Genomic DNA, 21,300 nt, shown 5'->3' with positions numbered 1-21,300 from the left:
GTGTTTTTGTGGATGAACAAACGGTCAAAGTCCCCTCAGAGCCTGTTCAAAGCCTCGCGAGCAAGAGCGAGACAAGGCGGAAACGAGCGAAAAAGCGGAATGTACAAGTGGTACATGAGCATTTTGAGCTCGGTTTCAACGCCGTATCGCCGAAGCGCAGCAGACTTTGAACAGGTTCTTAGGGCGTCCCTCGTCGGCAGCGCCTCCCAATAATTGCAAACACAGCTCACGCACGGCCTCCGCCTTGCGCGTCAGCCTCAAGGCCTGCGGCCAGGCCAGCATGATGGGCAACCGCGGCACCTCGTCGGCAATGTCCAGGCAGGCCAGCTTGCCGCCGCCGTAAGCCAGGTCCACCTCCGGCCGCAAATTGAGCAAGGCGTAGCCGAAACCCGCCGCCACCAACCCGCGCGCCAGCTCGAAATTGATCGTGCGCAGCCCCACTTTCGGCTCCAGCCGCTGCTGCCGGAACAAGGACAGGAAATACTCGCGGCTGTGCGGCAGGTCCAGCAGCACCAAGGGCTCCGCCGCCAGCTCCGCCAGCGACACCTTGCCGCGCCCGGACAGCGGATGATCCGCCGCCACCAAGGCGTAAGGACGCGCGCCGGACAGCGGCAACTTGTGCAAGCCTTCCGGCAGACCCAGGTCGTAGGCCAAAGCCAGCTCGATCCGCCCGTCCGCCAGCGCCTCCCGCAGCTGCCGGGCATCGCCCTCCAGCAAATCCACCTCCAGCTCCGGGTGAACGTCGCGCAAAGCGGACAACAGCCGCGGCAGCAAGATGGGCGCGATGGTGGTGAAACAGCCCAGCGTCACCCGGCCGCGCAAGGACTGGCTGATCGCCTGCGCTTGCGGCGTCAACTCCTCCGCCTGCTTCAGCAACTGACGCGCGGCGGCGATGAAGCTGCGCCCGGCCGGCGTCAGCGACACCCCGCGCGCGTGGTGGCGCATGAACAGCTGCAGGCCGAACACCTCCTCCAGCTGGGCGATGGCGCTGGACACGCCGGGCTGCGACGTGTGCAGCGCCTTGGCCGCCTCAGTGACGCTGCCGTGATCCGCCACGGCGACCAGATAAGCCAACTGCCTCAGGGTGTATTGCATAATTAAAAATTATCCAATGCAGAAGATATAACTATTTTCCGTATCCAGACTGGCTTCGTAGACTGCCCTTGTCAAGCACGCGACAGGAGGCGTCAAGATGGCAATCGAAACGACAGACACGCTGATCATCGGCGCCGGCCAGGCCGGCATCGCCATCAGCGAACACCTGAGCCGCCACGATGTGCCCCACATCGTGCTGGAGCGCCACCGCATCGCCGAACGCTGGCGCAGCCAACGCTGGGATTCGCTGGTCTGCAACGGCCCGGCCTGGCATGACCGCTTTCCCGGCCTGGAATTCGCCGGCCTGGACCCGGACGCCTTCGCGCCCAAAGAGCGGGTGGCGGACTACCTGGCCGCCTACGCCCAAAAATTCAACGCGCCCATCCGCACCGGGGTGGAGGTGCTGAAAGTCAGCCGCCACCCGGACCGGTCCGGCTTCATCGTGGAAACCTCGGCCGGCGCCTTCCAGGCCGAACGCGTGGTGGCCGCCACCGGCCCCTTCCAACAGCCCGTCATCCCGGCCATCGCGCCCAAGGACGACGCGCTGACGCAAATCCACTCCGCCCACTACCACGCGCCGGAACAGCTGCCGGAGGGCGCGGTGCTGGTGGTGGGGGCTGGCTCCTCCGGCGTGCAGATCGCCGACGAATTGCAAAGCGCCGGCAAGCGCGTCTATCTCTCCGTGGGCGCGCACAACCGCCCGCCGCGCGCCTACCGCCAACGCGACTTCTGCTGGTGGCTGGGCGTATTGGGCGAATGGACCGCCACCGCGCCCAAACCGGACGCCGCCCACGTCACCATCGCCGTCAGCGGCGCGCGCGGCGGCCGCACCGTGAATTTCCGCGCGCTGGCGCATGAAGGCCTCACCCTGCTGGGCAGCGCCCAAGCGTTTGAACGCGGCGTGGCCCGTTTCGCCCCGGACCTGGCCGACAACCTCGCCCGCGGCGACGCCAACTACCTGGCCCTGCTGGCGGCGGCGGACGCCTATATCGAACGCAACCGGCTGGACCTGCCGGAGGAGCCGGCCGCGCGCCATATGCCGCCGGACCCGGAATGCGTGACCCGCCCCATCCTGGAGCTGGACCTGGCCACGGCCGGCGTCGCCAGCATCGTCTGGGCCACCGGCTACGCCGCGGACTACAGCTGGCTGCAAGTCCCGGCCTTCAACGAACAAGGCCAGCCGCAACACCAGCGCGGCGTGTCCAGCGAGCCGGGCGTCTACTTCCTGGGCCTGCCCTGGCTGTCTCACCGCGGCTCCTCCTTCCTCTGGGGGGTATGGCACGACGCCCGCTTCATTGCCGACCACATCGCCACCCAACGCCAATACGCCGCCTACCGCGACGCCGGCCAGCGCGCACAGCCCTAACGGAGCCCGCCATGACCCACACCCGCATCCGCCCGTTCAACACCCGGCAAACCTATCCGGAGCAAAATCTGGACAATGATCTGTGTCAGGCCGTGGTGGCCGGCAATCTCGTCTTCCTGCGCGGCCAGATCGGCCAGGACCTGGACAGCCGCGAATCCGTAGGCATAGGCGACGTGGCCGCCCAGGCCGAACAAGCGATGGCCAATGTGAAACTGCTGCTGGAAGAAGCCGGCAGCGAGCTGGGCGACATCTGCAAGATCGTGATCTACCTCACCGACCCGCGCTACCGCGAAGCCGTTTATCTAGTGGTGGGCCGATGGCTGAAAGGCGTCTACCCGGTGTCCACCGGCCTGGTGGTGTCGGCGCTGGCGCGCCCGGAATGGCTGGTGGAAATCGACGTCACCGCCGTCATCCCCGAGGAGCGCCGCCGATGACCTTCTCCATCGCGGCCCGCTGCCTGGACAGCGGCATGGTGGGCGTCGCCATCGCCTCCTCCAGCATCTGCGTGGCCAGCCGTTGCGCCCATGTGCGCGCCGGCGTGGGCGCCGCGCTGAGCCAGAACGTCAGCAACCCGCTGCTGGGCCCGCTGGCGCTGGAACGGATGGCGGCCGGCGGCGCGGGCAACGCGCTGCGCGCCGGCCTACTGGCGGCGGACCCTCACCTGGAATGGCGGCAACTGGTGCTGGCCCCGCTTCAAGGCCGCCCGCAAGTCATCACCGGCCGGCACGCGCTGGGCCTGCATGGCGCCGCCATTGGCCGCGACTGCGCCGCCGGCGGCAACCTGCTGGCCACGGCCGAGCTGCCCCAAGCCATGGTGGCCGCCTACGAGGCCGCCGGCGGCGGTCTGCCGGAACGCCTGCTGGCGGCGCTGCAAGCCGCAGTGGACGCCGGCGGAGAAGCCGGCCCCATCCATTCCGCCGGCCTGCTGGCCACAGCCGATACCGCATGGCCGGCCATCAATCTGCGCATAGACTGGAGCGAGGGCCAGCCGGTGGCGGAACTGGCCGAGCTATGGCGCCGCTACCAGCCGCAGATGGACGCCTACCTTGCCCGGGCGCTGACCCCGCAGCATGCGCCCAGCTACGGCGTGGCGGGAGACCCATGATGCAACGCTACAGCTCGTTGGCCATGCTGGAGCGGCTGGTCGGCTTCGACACCGTCAGCCACCGCTCCAACCTGGAACTGATCCACTTCGTGCGCGACTACCTGGCCGGCTGGGGCATCTCCAGCCAGCTGATCCGCAGCGAAGACGGCGGCAAGGCCAACCTCTACGCCACCATCGGCCCCGCGGACCGGGGCGGCGTGATGCTGGCCGGCCACACCGACGTGGTGCCGGTGGACGGCCAAGCCTGGAGCGGCGACCCCTTCCGCCTCCAAATACGGGAGCAGCGCGCCTACGGCCGCGGCAGCGCCGACATGAAAGGCTTCATCGCCGCCGTGCTGGCCGCCGTGCCGGACTTCGCCGCCGCCCGGCTCTGCACCCCGCTACACATCGCGCTGAGCTACGACGAAGAAATCGGCTGCATCGGCGTGCGCCGGCTGCTGGACGTGCTGGGCGGGCTGCCGGCCCTGCCCAGAATGGCCATCGTCGGCGAACCCACCCTCATGCGCGTGGTGGCCGCCCACAAGGGCAAGCTCGCCTACCATGTGCGCCTGCGCGGCAAGGCCGGCCATTCCAGCCTGCCCCAGGCCGGCGTCAATGCCGTGGAATACGCGGCGGAACTCATCGTCTTCATCCGCCAACTGGCGCGCCGGCGCGCGGCAGAAGGCCCGTTCGACCCGCTCTACCCCGCGCCCCACACCACCCTGCACGTGGGCGCCATGCGCGGCGGCACCGCGCTCAACATCATCCCCGAGCACAGCGAATTCGAATTTGAAATCCGCCACCTGCCGGAAGACGAGCCGCAAACGCTGCTGGCCGCCATCATGGACTTTGCCCGCCAACAACTGCTGCCCGCCATGCGCGCCGTGGACCCCGACGCCGACATCGTCTTCACCGAACGCAGCGCCTACCCCGGCCTGCTCACCGCGCCGGACGCCGACGTGGTGCGCTTCGCGCAATCGCTGCTAGGCGACGCCCGCGCGCCGGCCAAGGTTTCCTTCGGCACCGAAGCCGGGCTGTTCTCTCAACAAGCCGGCATCCCCGCCGTGGTGCTGGGCCCTGGCTGCATCGCCCAGGCGCACCAGCCCGACGAATGGCTGGCGCTGGAACAACTGAGCGCCTGCGACACCCTGCTCGCCGCCCTGCGGCGGCGACTGAGCGAGCCCGCGCGCTGAGACGACGGGCCCCGACCTCCTTCAGAACCACGCGCCAAGAACGAGTCCAAACAAGCCTGCCGAAAAAGATCACGATCTGCCTTGCCCCATTAGACAATGCACATAGCATGGAATATGCTTGCACATATCTCCAATTGACTAACGGGAAATGAGCAGGCTATTGGCATGGCAGAACCAACAATCAGCGTGATAGAGCTTGCCCGCCCCTACCAATGGCACCCTATCTCCTTGCCCTTTCCCGTGACGTCGGAAGAACTCGCCTCAGCCCTGATATTCTGTCCCGGCGCCACGAGAGTCTCTTTGGATGAGAACGACGTCCCGGCCTTGGAGGCTGCCATAGAAAATGAACTGTCCGCAGCAGCGTTTCAACAACGTTTGATTCAGGCCCTTCTTGATCAAAGGCTGAGAAAAGAAATCCACTTGAAGTCCTGTACGGACATCCGCGCGTCGATTGAAGGCATCCTGCGCCGAACACTGGGGCGCTAAGATGCCGCTCTCGCCTTCTGTATACCCGTTTCAATTCCGGCGGCTCCCTGACGCTTCTCTCGTCGCAATCAGCGCCACCGGCGATCATGCCTTCCTGCAAGCGACGGAGCTGGACATGCTGATCAACGCGCCGGCCAACCTTCCTCATACCAAGCGCGCCGAACTGCAATCCAAATTCTTCATGGGCAGCGCCCATTCACGCGGCTCGCTGCGCTTACTAGCCTCCCGCATCGCCGCCAAGCGTGAAACCGTGCTGACAGGCCCAAGCCTGCACCTGATCGTCCCCACCTTGCAGTGCGCTCACACCTGTCGCTACTGCCAGGTCAGCCGCTCTCTTGAAGACGATGGCCATTCCATGTCGCCGGCCGACCTCATTGCCGCCTGCGACACCATCTTTGAAAGCCCATCTCCCACCTTGACGGTGGAGTTCCAGGGCGGAGACCCTCTGCTGCGTTTCGACCTGATACGTCAGGCCGTGGACTACCTGCTGGAACGCAATCAAAGCGAGCAACGCAGGCTGCGCTTCGTGGTCGCGTCGACATTGCACCAACTGACGCCCGCAATGTGTGACTTCTTCCGACAGCATCAAATCTATTTGTCCACCAGCATCGATGGTCCAGCCTCGCTCCACAACAAAAACCGCCCAACCCCTACGCGCAACGCCTATGAGCGAACGGTAGCCGGCATTGAAATGGCTAGGGAGCTACTGGGTCACGACGCCGTCTCCGCCTTGATGACCACCACGCGGGACTCCTTAAGCCAGGCGGAAGCCATTGTCGATGAATATGTAAAGCTGGGGTTTGGCGACATTTTTATCCGGAGGCTAAGCTCCTACGGCTTCGCTCGCCGCAACCAAATCAAATTGGGCTACAGCCTGGAGGAATTCCAGACCTTCTATCAAGCCGCGCTGGAACGGGTCTTGTATTGGAACCGGCAGGGCACGCCCTTGGTGGAAGTCTCCGCGGCAATCCACCTGAACAAAATTCTCTCCCCTTTCGATGGCGGCTTCGTCGATCTGCAAAGCCCCACCGGCACCGGCCTGGCTTGCTTGCTCTACAACTACGACGGCTTTGTCTACCCCGGAGACGAAGCTCGCATGTTGAAAGAAATGGGAGACAACTCCCTACGGCTTGGCCGTATTGGAGAGCCGCTTGAGTCGCTGCTGAACTCGGAAACGCAGCGCAACTTGATCCAAGCCAGCCTGGTGGAATTCACCCCCGGCTGCCAAAGCTGCGCTTACAACGCTTACTGCGGCCCTGATCCCGTCAACGCCCAAAGTCAGTTCGGCAGCCCCTACGCCCCGGTACACTTCACCGAGCATTGCCAGAAAAGCCAATGGATGTTCGACCTGATGTTCACCCTGCTGCAAGAGGGCCAGCCAGCGTTCCTCGATATTGCGCATCGCTGGGCCCACCCAAGAGCGGAGAGCGAAGCCCATGCGTAAACTGGCAGTCAAGCTGCAGGGCATCCAACGACGTCAACTCTGCCGCGTCTGCACGCTTTCCGGCTTACAGCAAGAATGGGAACCGGATTTGAATTTTCTGGTGCCCGCATCCTCCCCGGAAGAACTGCGTCAACTGGAAACGTTGACGCAAGCCGGCCTGAGCAATGTGGCCGCCTACCTCCCAAACAACGATGCGGCGCTCCTAAGCGCCATGCCGGCGGTTATCGGACCTCCCGCCAGCCTGGAACAAGAAGACATCCTTACCCTGACCCCAGGCTCAAAACACGCCCACATCATTTATCGCCAAAGCGATCTACACCACTCCCTGTTTCTGACCAACCGGTGCAATAGCTATTGTTTGATGTGTTCGCAACCGCCCACTCAGCACGACGACTCCTGGCTGGTGGATGAAGCCTTGCAACTGGCTCGCCACATCAAGACATCGCCCTCCCTGCTTGGCATCAGCGGCGGCGAGCCGCTTCTGACGGGGCCCGCGCTGAGAGAAGTGATCGACACCTTCCAGCGCCTGCACCCGCAAACCGGTCTGGAGGTCCTCACCAATGGCCGGCTCTTTGCCAAAGCGCCGCTGGCGCAAAGCCTGCTGCAGGATTTGGCGCAACCCGTGCGCTGGCTCGTGCCACTTTACGGACACGTTGAGTTCTTGCATGACTTCGTCGTGCAGTCCCCCGGCGCTTTTGAACAGACGCTGGAAGGTTTGCTGACGCTGCAAGACTTCCAGCAACCCATACAGCTGCGCATCGTCCTCATTGAACCGGTGCTGCGAGAGTTGTCCGAACTCTGCCACTTCATTGCCCGCAACCTGCCCTTTGTCCAGCAAGTGGCCCTCATGGGCTGTGAACCCATCGGCTTTGCGTTGGCCAACCGCGAGCTCTGCGAAGTCGACTTGCGCGCCTGGCAGCCCCAACTGCTTGCCGGCGCCACCGCTTTGCGCCGCGGCCGTGTGCCTTACGTACTCATGAACGCCCCGCTGTGCGCCTTGCCGGAAACGCTCTGGCCTGATGCGCATCGCAGCATTTCGGACTGGAAGCAAGTTTATGCCCCCGAATGCCAAGGCTGCTCCGTTCAATCCTCCTGTTCCGGTCTTTTCGCCTGGCATGAGCGCGGCTGGAAACCCACTGCAATCAAAGCCATTTCAATGAGGCAAACCCATGAGCAAGTTCATTAAATCACTCACCCTCTTCCTGGCCGGACTACCGCTGGTCTCGGGAAAGGCAAGCGCCGCCACGCTGAACGATGCGCCGGCATTAGAGCCGCTGAAACTTGACCCGGTGCAACTCCGCCCGCTGAACGGCCCGCTGGACAATCTGTTCGCATCGCACCGCTCCCACTCCAGCCATAGCTCACATTCATCGCACTCCTCCCACTCTTCTCATTACTCCGGGTCTGGTGGCGGCTACAGCTACAACCCCGCCCCCATAGACGACAGCGGCAGTTCATCCAACAGCACGATCTACCCGCGCAGCCACTCAACCCCCTCTTACAACCGTTCCAGGCCCACCCCCGCGGCCAGCGCCCCTGCCACGCAAACCAACCCGGTTCAATCCTTGGCCGAAAAGAGAAGGCTGCAAATCATGCGGGTACAGATTGCACTGACCCGCCTGAAGCTTTACAGCGGCGGCATTGACGGTGTGTTCGGCACGGCAACCCGGGCGGCGCTCACCCGCTACCAAACCATGCAAGGCCTGCCGGTCACCAGCTTGATGACGACCGAAACCTTGAACAGCCTGGGAGTGCCCGCCGCGCGCTAAGCTCAAATCCAGCAGCGGCAGACCCGCTGTGGCTTGAAACCGGAACTTCCCCGCCCGGCGACGGCCTACCCAAACCCATCACCCGCCGAAAGCGCCCCGCATGTTGAGCCTCGCCCCGCAAAACCAGCGCTTGGAAAGCGCCATCGCCTGGGCGAACAACCGCCCGGACGTAGACGCGTTGATCCTCACCGGCTCCTTTGCCCGCGATGACGGCAGCGCCGACATTCACTCCGATCTGGACTTGGAAATCATCGGCCCGAACCCGGCGGCGCTGGCCGCGGGCGACGGCTGGCTGCGCGACATCGGCCCCCTGCTCACCGTGCTGCGCCTGGGCGAAGGCCAAGCCTGGCCCACTCGCCTGGCCATCTACGGCGACGGCGTCAAAATCGACTTCACCCTGGCCGGCCCCGCCCGGCTGCACGCCATGCGCGAGCATGGGCTGGACCCGCTGTACCAGCGCGGCTACCGCGTGCTGCTGGACAAAACCGGCGCGGCCCAAGACCTACCCGCGCCGCAAAGCCGCCCCGCCGCACCGGCCCTGCCCACGGCGGAAGCGTTCCGCGAGCGGGTGGAAGAGTTCTGGTTCGAGGCCTTTCACATCCCCAAATATCTGGCGCGCGGCGAGCTGTTCGTCGTCAAATTCCGCGACTGGACCATGAAGGAACTGCTGCTGGAAATGCTGGAATGGCACGCCCATAGCCGCCCCAACGCGGCGACGGACTGCTGGCATATCGGCACCCGGCTGCAACACTGGGCCGAGCCGGCACACTGGCAAGCGCTGCATCAGGTATTTGGCCGCTTCGACGCCGCCGACGCCGAACGCGCCTTCCACGCCACCCTGCGGCTGTACAGCCAAGTGGCGCGTGAAGTGGCCGCCCGCGCCGGCTTCGACTACCCGGCAGCGGTGGAAGCCGGCATCCGCGACTTGATCCGCGCACCGGCCTAAGAATCTGTTTACGATCTGCTGCGCGTCGTGGATGCGTACACGGTGAGTACGCTCATGTACCCTTTGTACACTCCGCTTTCTCAGCCGCAACGCCTTGTCTCGCTCTAGCTCGCGAGATCGTAAACAGGCTCTAAACCAACGGCGGCGCGGCGGCCTCCACGCGCCGCGCCAGGCGGCGGATTTTCCGTGGGCTTGACCTTTGAGCATGGTTAGATAGAATTCCCTATCTTTCAGACGTTCGCTTCCGTCCGCCTGTCTTCAGTCCAGCCACGCGCCTCCTCACAGCGGAAGCGCGCCAGCCAAGCCATACAAGCCAAGCGCCGCGCCCCCCGCGGCCAGAACTTTGTCAGGAACAAAATGCGTATCCACGCCCTTCTGCTGCCGCTAGCGCTATACAGCGCGGCGGTCTCCGCGGATTCACTCTCCCCCTCTCACCCGGCTTTTACCCAAATACACAAGGCCATGACGGAGAGTTTTCGCATGCAGCAACAACTGATGCGGATGCCAAACCCGCCCGATATGTTCAAGAGAGAGAACAAAGAGGCATCGTCGCCTCAGCACGAGGCGGAGAAGGTTGAGCGCCGGCAGGCTGAGCCGGTGATGACGCCGCAACAGCAGCCACGCCCTGATGAGCAGGCGAATAGCGATTAAATCGATGGCCTTTTCGACGTCGCCCGCGCCGGCGCGCGGCAGACATTGAACGGGCGCTTACAACGGGGCGATTTCGCTGACTTCATGCTGAAACACATAAGGATCGGACAACAGCTCAAACTGCTCATCGTCCGGGTAAGTGACGGCGATATGGTAGTTGTCGCCGGCAAACGCCCTGACCGCCTCCAGCCCCCCCAGTAAGAGTGGCTAACAAAAATCAGTTTCACCACTGAGGCAAGGCGCGCCGACGCAGGCAGTACTTGAGTACGGCAAGTCGGCGCAACGCAGTATCAGGAATTTTGTTAGCCGCTCTAAAAGTGGCCAAAAAGAAATGCGTCCACTCCCCCTTCTCTTCCTGGCGGACAAAAGCCCCCAGGTTGCCGGCAATGCTTCTGGAGTGCTGGACGCCGGTCTGTTCCAGGTGCGCGGCAAACCCCGCCTCATGCCGCCGCGGCACACAGCCATGCCATGTTCTGACAATCATGTTCAAGCTCCGTCTGAGATGGAACTATCGATTCTAGCCCGCCGCCGCCAACACCCCCAGCCGGCTTGTTCCGCTCCACATGCCGGCTGAAACGCGACCACCGCGCCTTGACCCTGCCCGCATAGTCGGCAACAATCCCCGCGTGCCGCAAAACACGGCACCGAGATTGGCATCTCGAAACGCCTCACGACCCAAGCATGCGCGTCAACGCGCATGCTTGCGCTTTGCCATGCTTTAACGGCAGGTGCATGGTGGGAGAGCGCTACGCGCTCGCCGGGGTTCGTGAGGCTCGGTAATGCCAATCCCATCACGCGCCTGCCAAATCCTCTACCGGATAGGCTGCTTGTTAATCTTGTTTCATCGCAGGAGTAACGACATGCCGCAATCTCTCTTCCCGCGCCGACGGCGCTACCGCACCCCGGCCCTAGAAACCCAGGAAGTCCTGCTGCCCTTCGTCATCCGTCTTCCCGGACGCACCTATCCGCATTACTGGCACATGCCGTCCGCGCCGGCCACCCCCGCCCAGGCCCAGGCCTACGGCCGGGAATGCGCCGCCCACCTGCTGCAATGGTTCAAGGACAACCCGGCTTACGTGGGCCAGGGCCTGCTCAGCCGAGTCGCCCGCGACATCGACTTCAGCCGCACCGAGCAGCGCGGCTACTGGCTGGGCTTTTTCAACCACCTTGAGCGGCTGATCTCGCTCAGCGCAAGGCGGATGAATGTCTACGCCTACACCGACCATCAGCACCGGATGATGGACGCGCAGGTGGAGCGCTCCTTGCTGGAGCGACAGGTGTTGAAGAAGAGTCCGTAAAGGGAGGCCCCCGGCGGGAGCTGGGGGCATGGGCTTACTAAGCGGGAAAAAACGGCTTCCTGCCCAAACAAGCATCCGGCGGCCATGCGACAGCTAGCTCGCCGATACGGCAATAAAAAAAGCCGGTCTTAAGACCGGCTTTCTCATTTACTCGACATCTATGCATACGCAAAAAGCCCCATACGGGGCTTTTTTATTGCAGCGATAATGCTTAGAGCGGCTGGATCGCGGTTGCAGCCGGGCCTTTCTGGCCCATTGCTCGGGTGTAGCTTACTTTTTGACCTTCATGCAGGGACTTGAAGCCGTCTGCGCGAATTTCGGAAAAGTGAGCGAAAAGATCATCGCCGCCATTGTCCGGGGTAATAAAGCCAAAACCTTTTGCGTCATTGAAAAATTTAACGATACCAGTTTCCATAATTCACTCCTTGGTGTTCAGATTAAGGGCAACAAATTGCCTGAAAGCATGATAGTCAAGGAATAGATAAGGAAACAAAGCAGACCAACTTGTATGGACAACTGAGGTATCGATAGATATAGCGCTTGAAAATCGCGACAAGAATACTCGCAAAACACCGGCTTGGTCAATAGCAATATTTGAATTTTGCAATTTGAGCAGGAATTTGTTGCCAAAAAGCGAGCAGTAGCCAATGAATCGCCCCTCCTTTCCACACCTCTAGAGCCTCACACTAGGCCCTACAAAGAGGCTTCATGGGCAGGTAGCGTTCCCCGAAGAGTTCGAGATTGAAACATCAAACAGGTCACTGAACGCGACTACCCCGTCGCCGACGTCGCCAGCCGTCTCGGCGTGCCTACCCACAGCCTGTATCAATGGCTGAAACGCTACGACCCCTTTGCCAAGGAATCCGGGTAAGGCATGCCTTCATCCAGGCCCACAAGCAACAATTTCCAGTTCGACGACTGCGTCATGTCTGTGCACCCCAGTGGCTACTACGCCTGGAAAGCGTCCCAGCATTCACCTCGTGCCCGCGAAGACCAGCGTTTGCCGGGGCAAATCAAGCAGGCTTGGCTAGAGAGTGGCGGAGCCTATGGCTACCGCAAAATGTATGACGACCTGCGGGCACTGGGCGAGCGCTGCGGCAAACATCGTGGGCACTGCTGATGAAGCAGGAAGGTCTGCGTTCGCAAACAGGCTATCGCCGACGCCCTGGACATTTGACAGTGGCCGTCCGGTGGTGGCCGTACCGAACTACCTGCAGCGCAGGTTTACCGTGGATGCGCCAAATAAAGCCTGGGTGACCAACATCACGTATATCCGCACACATGAGGGGTGGCTGTACTTGGCGGTAGTGCTGGACCTGTTCCTGAGACAGGTCATTGCCGGTGCATTCCGACAAGGGGAGTCAGTTCCAACTGGCAGGGCTCCTTGAAGGTCCATCGCGTGGCACCCAGCATGAGTCGGCGCGGGAACTGCCACGACAATGCTGTAGCGGGGAGTTTCTTCCAGCTACTGAAGCGGGAGCGTATCAAGCGAAAAGTCTATCACTACTGAGAAGCAGCTCGGCGGGACATCTTCGATTACATGGAGATGTTCTACAACCCGAGGTGCCGGCATGGTTCCGCAAATGGGCAATCGCCGATAGCGTTTGCCTAGAGAAGCCGGACCGATTCACCGGCCATGGCTTCGCCATCTTCATGGCCAGTGTTGTTGCCCTCCGTCCTTCCTAGCTCCGATGCAGCTTCTCTTTGGCGTTGAGTCTGCAATGCGACGCTCAGCCGTCATTGGTCAACCGGACATGAACTTCTGCTTTAGCCGATTACCTGCCAAATCTTCATCTGGGAGGTGCCAACTTCACCAAAACTGTCTTTCGACAGACTGATGACCAGCAACCGGCTCATACATAGTTTCTGATATACCCAAATGAACACAGGTGCACGACGGTGTGGGCCGTACATGCGCAATAACTACAAAGCGGGACAGGTTTTGGAGGCTGCGGTTGAAGTCAGCCTAGCCTTCCATATAGGGCAGTACGCAATGCAGGTCTGGATTTGTAGCTCAGGACTTGTTGTGACGCCGGTTCTTGCATACCACACGGAGAACTGGTCTCGTTAGCGGCATTCACCTTGGTATTCCCAGGCCATAGAGAGCCAGCCCTGATGCCGTTCCCTGCAGACAATATCGCCTTTGAAAAAGCTCACGTCACGGCGTAAGGGAACGTGGATGGCAAGCTCTTCCTTGCTGTGGAGGCCCATGGATTTGGTCTGTAGGACAAAGCTTGCGCTTTTGCCCGACGTGATCTGGACATCCTGCACAATGAATTTTTCGGTAGTGAATGGAGCATGATCGAATACACCATTGAGAACAATGACAGTCAATGTGGCATAAGCAAAAATGGCGAGTGTGAAGAAGTAATTTTTACTGCGCCCCTGCTTGTTCTTTATTGAAACCAACTGAGATAACGCAAAAGAGATCGCCACCAAGATAATCCATACTACCGCATACCTCTCCGGGAGTGACGGCGCAAAATAATGGTACTCGCTGGCTGCCGAGAACAAGAGCAGACATAGAATAGCAATCGAGAACAACAAAATGACACTGCAGTTAACCCTGGCCGCATACTCCCTTTTATCCAGCAGAGATACGGAGAAGAATTTTGTAGAAATTGCCGGCAGCAAAATAGCGACACCTCCGGAACAGATGGCGATGACCGAGTACGCGGAGGGATACAAGGGATATATGGACAGCAGAGTCAGAACAAAAAGTGCAATCAATATAGTTAGATTAACAACCTTGATTAATCGCAATGTTTTCCTTCTCGCCACTGGGGTAGCACCATAGCCGGCATTGGATACAATCAAACTTTGGATAGCTCTCTCATCATTAAATTTGAGATTAGCATGGCGACTGATAAAATCATGAAGCGCATATTTTTCCACATACTCATACGGCCATGAAAAAAGAGAAACGCCCTCACCATTCCCATAGAAATTTATGCAATCCCTTTGCCCCACCCTTTCGATCCTATACCCACAGATATCAGCAGTCCTTATTATTTTTGCGAATAAGATACTTCTAATAATTACTTCGTTTTTTTTGACAATCGTTTTTTCAAAAACAAGCGCATCAATGATGAACATTTCAAGCAAGGGTAGAAGGATATAGGCCGTAACTTTGATAACTATGTCAGCACCACTGGCCCGACTAAGCAAGAAGATGAGCACTAACATGGAGAGCATGAAAAAAACAAACTTTGCACGCTTGGGAAGGGTAATGATTTTTTCGAAGTCCGGCTGCTTGTCCATGCGTGAGGCTCTGCTGCATTGGAATGATAAAGATATATTGTGACGCAGCACACTCAGCCAGCCAAGTAGGAGGGGGCGGCGTCGTAGACAGCATACCCGCCTCCTCTCCCGTCAGCCCCGCCCCTGCCCCTCACCCCCCCCGCTTAAGCTGCTCCAACATCTCCTGCCACAGTTCCCGGTACACCGGATTGCTGGCGCCTTCTCCATGTCCGGGGTTGTCGGCGTTGGGGCGGCGTATCGGTTTATTCAGCGCAAACTGGTGGTCGGCCGGGATGCGCATCGCGTTATAGGAAGTGCGGATGAGATCGGCAAAGCGCTCTTGCACGTGATAGGTGCCGAACAATCTGTCCGGCGGCGTGGCGCCGGGAGAGGCGTACCAGGAGGCGATGCGATTGTTGGCGCGCATGTCCCAGCCGCCGGAAAAGTCGATCACGCCTCTGACGGCCACGCGCTTGGCGATATAGGCGGCCATGCCGCCGCCTTGGGATTGTCCGGACAGCACGATCTTGCTCCAGTCCACGGCTTGCTTGTCCAGATACTGTTCCCAACGGCCTTGGGTATCGGTCTTGGCCAGGTAGCGCAGCAGAGCGGTCAGTCTATGGACAATGGCGTCTTTGGGTTTGTCCTGGATCAGCGGGGTGGCGTTTTCCCCAAAGGCGCGCTTCTGGCGCATTTGTGCCGCGCAGTCCGGATTGGTCGCCAGCACCGGTCGGGTGCAAACCTGGGAAACGGCCGGCGTGTCGATGTAGGACAGGATGATGAAGCGGTAGCCCTGAGCCAGGGCGGTGTCGATGAAAGCCTGTTCGCCCACCACGGTACGCGTGGTTTCGCCGCCGGTTCCAGGCAGGAAGACCAGCAGCGGCGCGTGTCCGCCCCTTTCCGTTGAGAAAACGATGTGCGGCCCGCTGTTCGCCACAATCCCGCCATCGGTATCCGCGGGGAGAATATCCTTGCGGACCGCGTCCGCCCATGTGGCCGTGGCGATACTGAACAGCAGCGCCGCCGCGGCCGTCTTGCCGGCCCATTTCCAAACTGTCATTGCATTCCTCGCATCTTCAATAAGAGCGGCTAACAAACTCAGTTTCACGTCTGAGGCCAGACGCGCCGCGCAGGCAGTACTTGAGTACGGCAAGTCGGCGCAACGCGGCATCAGGGGTTTGTCAGCCGCTCTGTAAGTGGGTTGAATTGCCCCGACGGCCTTGGGCCTACGTGAGCCCTTGGCTAGTTTTCTCAGAACCTGTTCAAAGTCTGCTGCGCTTCAGCGATACGGCGTTAAAAACAAGCTCAAAATGCTCATGTACCACCTGTACATTCCGCTTTTTCGCTCGTTTTCGCCTTGTCTCGCCCTTGCTCGCGAGACTTTGAACAGGCTCTAAGAATCGGTTTACGATCTGCTGCGCGTCGGCGATACGGCGTTGAAAACAACTTCAGAATGCTCATGTACCCCTTGTACATTCCGTCTTCTCAGCCACTTTCGCCTTGCCTCGTTCTGGCTCGCGAGATCGTAAACACGCTCTCCGACTCTACTCGCGCAGTCCTGCGCATAAAAGCGCGGCAAGGCGGATTTAGGCCAATAATTTGTTTACAATTGTTTACATCGAGAAGTTTAAAAACAGCAAGACAAGGCACAGACCGTTGGACAAGCGGAAGGTAGGCACGGCGGAGTCTTCATCAAGACTTCAGGCGCGCATCCCAAGGCACGTCCCGCACGCTGAGTATCCGGCAGGCGCCGGCGTCCGGATGGAGGGGGTTGAGCAGGTAGTTGTGGGCGTTGGGGGCCACCGCGCTGGGCACTTGCAGCGCGGCGGAGGCCTGACGTTGCAGCCAGTGATGGCCCAGGCCCTGGGTGAGCGCGGGTTGCAGGGTCCAGTCAGCCGGCAGGCTGGCCTGGTCCAGCGTCTGCACCAGCTGGTCCGGCAGTTCCACTTGCAGCAGGGTGAAGGTGGCGGGCAGGACGGCCACTTCCAGGTGCACCAGCGCTTCCAGCATGGCGCTGGCCGGGTGGTCCGCCAGGTAAACGATGGACTGGCCGGCGGGATGCCAGCGGCCGGGCCAGCGCAGCCCGCCCAGGCCCTTGAGGTCTGCATAGCGGCTGATGCGCCAGGCAATCACGCCGCGTAGCCTTCGTTGGCTTGGGCGATCAGTTGTTCCACCAGCCGCGCGCCGGGCTCGGTATGGGCCATATCCAGCGGCGATTTGCCCTCAAAGCGGTGCAGCGGCTTGCGCAGCCATTGGGCGGCGGCGTCCTTGTCGCCGAACAGGTCTTCCGCCAGCAGCAGCAGCTTGGCCACGCGCACGCCGCGTTCGGATTCCTCGGTGTTCAGCGTCTGGCCCTTCTTGATGCGATGGGACAGGGTGCGCGGCGGGATGACGAACTCCAGTTCGCCGCGGCTGAGGCCGGCGTCCACCAGGCGTTCCAGCATGCCGGTGTCCACGCCCAGCTCCACCACTTTGGCCACGTCGAAATCGTTGAGCATTTCCTGCCCCACCAACACGCTCAGTTCCTGCAACAGGCTGTGTTCCACCATGGGCGGGACCGGCGTCTCCGGCACGAATACTTGCAGCGCTTTCATGGCCCCTCCTTGATTTGGCAATTTGCTCATTTATTATCGGCATTTTGCCAAAACAAAACAAGGGCGCGGCTTGGCCGGCTTCCCTCTTCTGACTCTAAGAGCCGCTAACAAAACCTCGCAGAGAACCTGAGCCAAGGAGCGCCGACGCAGGCAGTACAAGTAGTACGGCAAGGAGGCGCAACGCAGGATCAGGGGTTTTGTTAGCGGGTCTAAACGCAACAGAAGCTGCACGCCGGACGCTTGGATTAGGCCGACCCAATCTTGACATTTGAAAGCGGCAATGCGGGTTTTATGTCTTTTACATTGCGCGGGGCATGAAAAAACCTCATATCGGCCCCATGCCCGGCCTTGGCACCCCGCCTTGCCCCGCGTGCCCGGACATACACCCTATGTTCCCGCTTTGCGATGCAAAAATAACCATTAGGACTATCGGCGCGGCGTGAATTATGATTGCGCCTATTCAATGAACGTCGCACCGCTTCCGCCTCCGCACGAGGAGGAGCGCTGGCATTGAAACACTCCGTCATTCCGGCCTGTGGGCCCGTTCCCGATGTTCCAGAGTCCCAGCCCAAGCTGGAGTCCGTGCCGGCACGAAGCGCTGCGTCTTCACACATTGATGCAATCGCCAATTCATAGGCGTTTGCTATGAAAAAAGATGAATATCAGCGCCTATGGGGGGCATTATGTTAAGTCAATTCACGATCGGGCAGCGCATCGCCGCGCTGGCGGGCAGCCTGCTGTTTGCAGTGGCTCTGGTGGGCGGTTCCGGCTGGTGGTCGCTGAACCAGATGGATGGCGAGCTGACCTCGCTGTTTGACCAGAAAATCGCGTTCCGCTACCAGATGAACGCCATGCAAAGCAATATGCTGCACATCCGCCAGGATGAGAAGAACATCTTCATCAGCATCGGCAATCCGGACAACTCGGATCAGAGCATCCAGACCAATAAGCAGTTGCTGGACAAGCACATCGCCGAATTCAAGAGCCAGGCGGCCACCGCCAAGTCCATGGCCATGGCCGCGGATCACCAGAAAACCTTCGACAGCATGCTGACCGGCATCTCCGGCTACGAGCAGGGCATGAACGGGCTGTATCAGAAGATCGCCAGCGGCGAGATCAGCCGAGCCAATGTCGGCGACGTCGGCATCACCCCGTTCAAGCCCAAGCTCTACGAGGCGCGCGACGCGCTCAACAGCCTGAGCAAGCTGGCGGACGAGTCCGCGCAGTCCGCGGAGGATGCGCTGGCGGTCAGCATGAAGAACACCCGCAATATGATGCTGACCATTCTGGGCCTGGCCCTGGTGGTGGGCGTCGCGCTGGCCTTCGCCATCGTCCGTTCCATCACCCGTCCCTTGCAAGCCATGCAGCAAACCATGCGCCACGCGGCGGAGAAGAACGACCTGACGGTGACGGTGGATCAAACCGGCCGCGACGAGGTCAGCGAAACCGGCCGCGCGCTGGCGCAGCTGCTGGGCAATCTGCGCGCCTTCCTGCAGCAGACCCGCGAGGACGCCAAGCAGGTGAACGACACCGCCCACGCGCTGTCCGGCGTGTCCAAGCGCATTGCCGAGGCGTCCCAGGTGCAGACCGACGCCTCCTCGTCCACCGCCGCCGCGGTGGAGGAGATGACGGTGAGCATCAATCTGGTGGCCGAGCACGCGGTGGAAATGGCCGGCGAGGCCAAGAGCAGCATGAACGAGGCGGTGAGCGGCAGCGAGGTGGCCGGCCAGGCCGCGCAGCAGATGTCCGAGATCGCCAGCGTGATCAGCCGCTCCGAGACCATCATCATCGGCCTGAACCAGCGTTCCGATGAGATCGGCAACATCGTGGACGTGATCCACGACATCGCCGAGCAGACCAATCTGCTGGCCTTGAACGCGGCCATCGAGGCGGCGCGCGCCGGCGAAACCGGCCGCGGCTTCGCCGTGGTGGCGGACGAGGTGCGCAAGCTGGCGGAACGCACCGCGCAGGCCACCGGCGAAATCTCCGAAAAAATCAAGGCGGTGCAAGGCGACACCACCACGGCGGTGGCCAGCATGCGCGAGGCCACCGAGCGAGTGGAAACCGGCGTGGCGCTGAGCGGCACGCTGTCCGAGCGCCTGGCGCAGATCCGCGTGCTGTCCACCCGTCTGCTGGAGAAAACCAGCGAGATCGCCGAGGCGATGCGCGAGCAGAGCACGGCCAGCAACGACGCCGCCAAGAACGTGGAGCGCATCGCCAATATGGGCACGGAAAACGGCTTGTCGGTGGAGGAATCCTCCGCCATGGCGCAGCAGTTGTCCGGCCTGGCGCATGGACTGGATGCGGCGATTAACCGCTTCCGCGCGGATTAAATTCAGAACCTGTTTACGATCTGCTGCGCGTCGTGAAACGTGACACGGTGAGTACCGCTTCGAAATGCTCATGTACCACGAGTACATTCCGCTTTCTCAGCCGGTTTCGCCTTGTCTCGCTCTAGCTCGCAAGATCGTGAATGGTTCTAAAGCTTCAGCCCTTGAACGCCTTCTAAACACCCAGCCTCTCAAGCATGAGGGCGCGTCCGGCTTGGTCCGGCCGCGCCCTCATGCCACAATCCGGGTTTTCGCCCGCCCCCTTCTCCCATGTCCGTCCTCGAGCCGCTGTACGCGCCGTTCGCCCCCTCTCCCGCCGTGCTGCTGTGGCCAGCGCTGTTCCTGTTGCTCAGCCGTCAGTTGCGCCGCCGCGCCTGGTTCTGGCCCTATGTGGCGCTGTCGCTGCCGGGCACGGTGCTGCACGAGCTCTGCCACTTCCTAGTGGGCTGGCTGCTGCGGGCGCGGCCCAGCCGCTTCAGCGTGTGGCCGCGCCGCAACGGCCGGCAGCTGACGCTGGGTCAGGTGGGCTTCAACCGGCTGACGTGGTGGAACGCGCTGCCCATCGGCATTGCGCCCTTGCTGTTGCTGCCGCTGGGTTGGGGCCTGCTGGCGCTGGCGGCGCGCTGGCCGTGGCTGAGTCCGGCCGCGGCCGGACTGGGCTTTCTGGCGGCGCAGTGCTGGGACGGCTGCCTGCCCAGCAGCACGGACTTGAGCCACGCCGGCCGCTCCGCGCTGGCTTACGGCGCGCTGGCCTGTATCCTGTTTGGCGCTTACGCGCTGCTGCATTACGGTTTCCGCGCGCTGGCCGGACAATAAAAAAACCGCCGGGAAACCGGCGGTTCTTAGTTGAGGCAAACGTGGACTTAGGCCGGCGCCATGCCCACCCAGCCCTGCGGAATGGACTCCAACAGCTTGCGGGTATAGCTCTGCCGCGGCTCGCGGTAGATCTGGTCCGCGTCCGCCTGCTCCACCACCTCGCCCTTGTTCATCACCATCACCTGGTCGGAGATATGCTTCACCACCGCCAGATCGTGCGAGATGAACAGATAGGACAGGCCGTATTCGTCCTGCAGGTCTTGCAGCAGGTTCAGCACTTGCGCCTGCACCGACACGTCCAGCGCCGACACCGATTCGTCGCAGATCAGCACTTCCGGCTTCAAGGTCAGGCAGCGCGCAATCGCGATGCGCTGACGCTGGCCGCCGGAGAATTCATGCGGGTATTTCTGCAGCGCCCCGGCCGGCATCCCCACCTTGTCCAGCAGTTCCTGCGCCAGCTTGCGCCGTTCGCCGCCGTCGCGGCCGATGCCATGCAGCTGCATCGGTTCGCTCAGGATCTGCTCCACGGTGAAGCGCGGGTTCAGCGAGGCGTAGGGGTTCTGGAAGATGATCTGGATGCGCCGCTTGTAAGCGTGGAAGGCCTTGGCGTCCATGCCCAGCAGGTCCTGGCCGTGGAACAGCGCCTGCCCGCCGCTGGCCTGGTGCAGCCGCACCAGGGTCAGCCCCACCGTGGTCTTGCCGGAGCCGGATTCGCCGACGATGCCCAGGGTTTTGCCCTTGGCCAGTTTGAAGGACACGTCCTTGACCGCGTGGAACTGGCGTTTGCCGAACAAGCCTTCGCGCACATCGAAGGATTTGCTCAGCCCGCGCACGTCCAGGATGATTTCATCGTCGTCCCGGTAGCCGCGCTCGCGCTGCGGCGGTTCCACATAGCCGCCCGGCTGCAGGAAGTCGTCGATCACCGCCAGCCGTTGCGGCCGCCGGTCCAGGTGCGGGCGGCAGGCCAGCAGCGCCTTGGTGTAGGCGT

At 61.5% G+C, this 21,300-nt stretch carries 21 protein-coding genes and 1 pseudogene; 14 read left to right on the top strand and 8 right to left on the bottom strand.

The genetic code is table 11. The features are described 5' to 3' along the window. Positions 1 to 135 precede the first annotated feature (135 nt). Complete coding sequence (locus ACODRW_RS18255) at positions 136 to 1,095, bottom strand: LysR family transcriptional regulator (protein ID WP_488906375.1); 960 nt, start codon at positions 1,093 to 1,095, stop codon at positions 136 to 138. A gap of 97 nt (positions 1,096 to 1,192) precedes the next feature. On the opposite strand from ACODRW_RS18255, the gene ACODRW_RS18250 reads away from it, so the two are divergent. From ACODRW_RS18250 to ACODRW_RS18205, 10 genes are all read left to right on the top strand, one after another. Further along, positions 1,193 to 2,461: a flavin-containing monooxygenase gene (locus tag ACODRW_RS18250; protein ID WP_488906374.1), complete on the top strand. Its 1,269-nt coding sequence runs from the start codon at positions 1,193 to 1,195 to the stop codon at positions 2,459 to 2,461. An 11-nt stretch (positions 2,462 to 2,472) separates the two neighbouring features. After that, positions 2,473 to 2,895, top strand: coding sequence for a RidA family protein (locus tag ACODRW_RS18245; RefSeq protein ID WP_107799515.1), 423 nt, complete (start codon positions 2,473 to 2,475; stop codon positions 2,893 to 2,895). Continuing rightward, positions 2,892 to 3,566 (top strand): DUF1028 domain-containing protein, encoded by a 675-nt coding sequence (locus ACODRW_RS18240; RefSeq protein ID WP_488906373.1) that lies wholly within the window; start codon positions 2,892 to 2,894, stop codon positions 3,564 to 3,566. The genes ACODRW_RS18245 and ACODRW_RS18240 overlap by 4 nt, the downstream gene beginning before the upstream one ends. Continuing rightward, positions 3,563 to 4,738 carry an acetylornithine deacetylase gene (argE, locus tag ACODRW_RS18235; RefSeq protein WP_488906372.1) on the top strand — a complete coding sequence of 392 codons (1,176 nt, stop codon included), beginning with the start codon at positions 3,563 to 3,565 and terminating at the stop codon, positions 4,736 to 4,738. The genes ACODRW_RS18240 and argE overlap by 4 nt, the downstream gene beginning before the upstream one ends. A 165-nt stretch (positions 4,739 to 4,903) precedes the next feature. Next, positions 4,904 to 5,224 (top strand): hypothetical protein, encoded by a 321-nt coding sequence (locus ACODRW_RS18230; protein WP_227103813.1) that lies wholly within the window; start codon positions 4,904 to 4,906, stop codon positions 5,222 to 5,224. Position 5,225: 1 nt separating this feature from the next. Then, positions 5,226 to 6,668, top strand: coding sequence for a His-Xaa-Ser system radical SAM maturase HxsB (gene hxsB / locus ACODRW_RS18225; RefSeq protein WP_488906371.1), 1,443 nt, complete (start codon positions 5,226 to 5,228; stop codon positions 6,666 to 6,668). Beyond that, the gene (gene hxsC, locus ACODRW_RS18220) at positions 6,661 to 7,854 is read left to right on the top strand and encodes a His-Xaa-Ser system radical SAM maturase HxsC (protein ID WP_488906370.1); all 1,194 of its coding nucleotides are present in this window, start codon (positions 6,661 to 6,663) and stop codon (positions 7,852 to 7,854) included. The genes hxsB and hxsC overlap by 8 nt, the downstream gene beginning before the upstream one ends. After that, the gene (hxsA, locus tag ACODRW_RS18215) at positions 7,838 to 8,437 is read left to right on the top strand and encodes a His-Xaa-Ser repeat protein HxsA (RefSeq protein WP_488906369.1); all 600 of its coding nucleotides are present in this window, start codon (positions 7,838 to 7,840) and stop codon (positions 8,435 to 8,437) included. The genes hxsC and hxsA overlap by 17 nt, the downstream gene beginning before the upstream one ends. 100 nt (positions 8,438 to 8,537) lie before the next feature. Next, positions 8,538 to 9,383, top strand: coding sequence for an aminoglycoside 6-adenylyltransferase (locus tag ACODRW_RS18210; RefSeq protein WP_488906368.1), 846 nt, complete (start codon positions 8,538 to 8,540; stop codon positions 9,381 to 9,383). A gap of 480 nt (positions 9,384 to 9,863) precedes the next feature. After that, complete coding sequence (locus ACODRW_RS18205) at positions 9,864 to 10,034, top strand: hypothetical protein (RefSeq protein WP_488906367.1); 171 nt, start codon at positions 9,864 to 9,866, stop codon at positions 10,032 to 10,034. Between the two features lie 223 nt (positions 10,035 to 10,257). Here the strand turns inward: ACODRW_RS18205 and ACODRW_RS18200 are convergent, their stop codons facing one another. Continuing rightward, the gene (locus ACODRW_RS18200) at positions 10,258 to 10,518 is read right to left on the bottom strand and encodes a hypothetical protein (protein WP_488906366.1); all 261 of its coding nucleotides are present in this window, start codon (positions 10,516 to 10,518) and stop codon (positions 10,258 to 10,260) included. Between the two features lie 376 nt (positions 10,519 to 10,894). Here ACODRW_RS18200 and ACODRW_RS18195 point away from each other — a divergent pair, with 376 nt between their 5' ends. Next, entirely contained in the window at positions 10,895 to 11,332 is a 438-nt protein-coding gene (locus ACODRW_RS18195) for a hypothetical protein (protein WP_253315447.1), read from the top strand. A 211-nt stretch (positions 11,333 to 11,543) separates the two neighbouring features. On the opposite strand, the gene ACODRW_RS18190 is transcribed toward ACODRW_RS18195, so the two are convergent. Then, positions 11,544 to 11,747, bottom strand: coding sequence for a cold-shock protein (locus ACODRW_RS18190; protein WP_107799522.1), 204 nt, complete (start codon positions 11,745 to 11,747; stop codon positions 11,544 to 11,546). 325 nt (positions 11,748 to 12,072) lie between these two features. Between ACODRW_RS18190 and ACODRW_RS18185 the strand changes: the two are divergent. After that, positions 12,073 to 12,944, top strand: a pseudogene (locus ACODRW_RS18185) (IS3 family transposase). A gap of 455 nt (positions 12,945 to 13,399) precedes the next feature. On the opposite strand, the gene ACODRW_RS18180 reads toward ACODRW_RS18185, so the two are convergent. The 4 genes from ACODRW_RS18180 to ACODRW_RS18165 form a co-directional block, all read right to left on the bottom strand. Next, on the bottom strand, positions 13,400 to 14,593 hold the full coding sequence (locus tag ACODRW_RS18180) for a hypothetical protein (RefSeq protein WP_488906365.1): 1,194 nt from the start codon (positions 14,591 to 14,593) through the stop codon (positions 13,400 to 13,402). A 130-nt stretch (positions 14,594 to 14,723) separates the two neighbouring features. After that, entirely contained in the window at positions 14,724 to 15,632 is a 909-nt protein-coding gene (locus ACODRW_RS18175) for a BPSS1187 family protein (protein WP_488906364.1), read from the bottom strand. Between the two features lie 632 nt (positions 15,633 to 16,264). After that, complete coding sequence (locus ACODRW_RS18170) at positions 16,265 to 16,705, bottom strand: RES family NAD+ phosphorylase (protein ID WP_488906363.1); 441 nt, start codon at positions 16,703 to 16,705, stop codon at positions 16,265 to 16,267. Continuing rightward, positions 16,702 to 17,166 carry an Xre family toxin-antitoxin system antitoxin gene (locus ACODRW_RS18165; RefSeq protein WP_158274289.1) on the bottom strand — a complete coding sequence of 155 codons (465 nt, stop codon included), beginning with the start codon at positions 17,164 to 17,166 and terminating at the stop codon, positions 16,702 to 16,704. The genes ACODRW_RS18170 and ACODRW_RS18165 overlap by 4 nt, the downstream gene beginning before the upstream one ends. A gap of 683 nt (positions 17,167 to 17,849) precedes the next feature. Between ACODRW_RS18165 and ACODRW_RS18160 the strand changes: the two genes are divergently transcribed. Beyond that, the gene (locus ACODRW_RS18160) at positions 17,850 to 19,499 is read left to right on the top strand and encodes a methyl-accepting chemotaxis protein (RefSeq protein ID WP_488906362.1); all 1,650 of its coding nucleotides are present in this window, start codon (positions 17,850 to 17,852) and stop codon (positions 19,497 to 19,499) included. 267 nt (positions 19,500 to 19,766) lie between these two features. After that, positions 19,767 to 20,312 (top strand): hypothetical protein, encoded by a 546-nt coding sequence (locus ACODRW_RS18155; RefSeq protein ID WP_107799536.1) that lies wholly within the window; start codon positions 19,767 to 19,769, stop codon positions 20,310 to 20,312. A gap of 47 nt (positions 20,313 to 20,359) precedes the next feature. Here the strand turns inward: ACODRW_RS18155 and ACODRW_RS18150 are convergent. Continuing rightward, a partial coding sequence (locus tag ACODRW_RS18150; RefSeq protein WP_488906361.1) for an ATP-binding cassette domain-containing protein occupies positions 20,360 to 21,300 on the bottom strand: 941 nt, incomplete at its 5' end.

This window comes from Chromobacterium sp. FG89 (assembly GCF_057808735.1).
Note: the sequence above shows the minus strand (reverse complement) of the source record. Positions and strands in the feature narration are given on the sequence as shown.

Excerpts from the sequence above, each read along its gene's own strand:
- ACODRW_RS18255 (WP_488906375.1), bottom strand. The coding sequence starts at position 1,095 with ATGCAATACACCCTGAGGCAGTTGGCTTATCTGGTCGCCGTGGCGGAT.
- ACODRW_RS18250 (WP_488906374.1), top strand. The coding sequence starts at position 1,193 with ATGGCAATCGAAACGACAGACACGCTGATCATCGGCGCCGGCCAGGCC.
- ACODRW_RS18245 (WP_107799515.1), top strand. The coding sequence starts at position 2,473 with ATGACCCACACCCGCATCCGCCCGTTCAACACCCGGCAAACCTATCCG.
- ACODRW_RS18240 (WP_488906373.1), top strand. The coding sequence starts at position 2,892 with ATGACCTTCTCCATCGCGGCCCGCTGCCTGGACAGCGGCATGGTGGGC.
- argE (WP_488906372.1), top strand. The coding sequence starts at position 3,563 with ATGATGCAACGCTACAGCTCGTTGGCCATGCTGGAGCGGCTGGTCGGC.
- ACODRW_RS18230 (WP_227103813.1), top strand. The coding sequence starts at position 4,904 with ATGGCAGAACCAACAATCAGCGTGATAGAGCTTGCCCGCCCCTACCAA.
- hxsB (WP_488906371.1), top strand. The coding sequence starts at position 5,226 with ATGCCGCTCTCGCCTTCTGTATACCCGTTTCAATTCCGGCGGCTCCCT.
- hxsC (WP_488906370.1), top strand. The coding sequence starts at position 6,661 with ATGCGTAAACTGGCAGTCAAGCTGCAGGGCATCCAACGACGTCAACTC.
- hxsA (WP_488906369.1), top strand. The coding sequence starts at position 7,838 with ATGAGCAAGTTCATTAAATCACTCACCCTCTTCCTGGCCGGACTACCG.
- ACODRW_RS18210 (WP_488906368.1), top strand. The coding sequence starts at position 8,538 with ATGTTGAGCCTCGCCCCGCAAAACCAGCGCTTGGAAAGCGCCATCGCC.
- ACODRW_RS18205 (WP_488906367.1), top strand. The coding sequence starts at position 9,864 with ATGCAGCAACAACTGATGCGGATGCCAAACCCGCCCGATATGTTCAAG.
- ACODRW_RS18200 (WP_488906366.1), bottom strand. The coding sequence starts at position 10,518 with ATGATTGTCAGAACATGGCATGGCTGTGTGCCGCGGCGGCATGAGGCG.
- ACODRW_RS18195 (WP_253315447.1), top strand. The coding sequence starts at position 10,895 with ATGCCGCAATCTCTCTTCCCGCGCCGACGGCGCTACCGCACCCCGGCC.
- ACODRW_RS18190 (WP_107799522.1), bottom strand. The coding sequence starts at position 11,747 with ATGGAAACTGGTATCGTTAAATTTTTCAATGACGCAAAAGGTTTTGGC.
- ACODRW_RS18180 (WP_488906365.1), bottom strand. The coding sequence starts at position 14,593 with ATGGACAAGCAGCCGGACTTCGAAAAAATCATTACCCTTCCCAAGCGT.
- ACODRW_RS18175 (WP_488906364.1), bottom strand. The coding sequence starts at position 15,632 with ATGACAGTTTGGAAATGGGCCGGCAAGACGGCCGCGGCGGCGCTGCTG.
- ACODRW_RS18165 (WP_158274289.1), bottom strand. The coding sequence starts at position 17,166 with ATGAAAGCGCTGCAAGTATTCGTGCCGGAGACGCCGGTCCCGCCCATG.
- ACODRW_RS18160 (WP_488906362.1), top strand. The coding sequence starts at position 17,850 with ATGTTAAGTCAATTCACGATCGGGCAGCGCATCGCCGCGCTGGCGGGC.
- ACODRW_RS18155 (WP_107799536.1), top strand. The coding sequence starts at position 19,767 with ATGTCCGTCCTCGAGCCGCTGTACGCGCCGTTCGCCCCCTCTCCCGCC.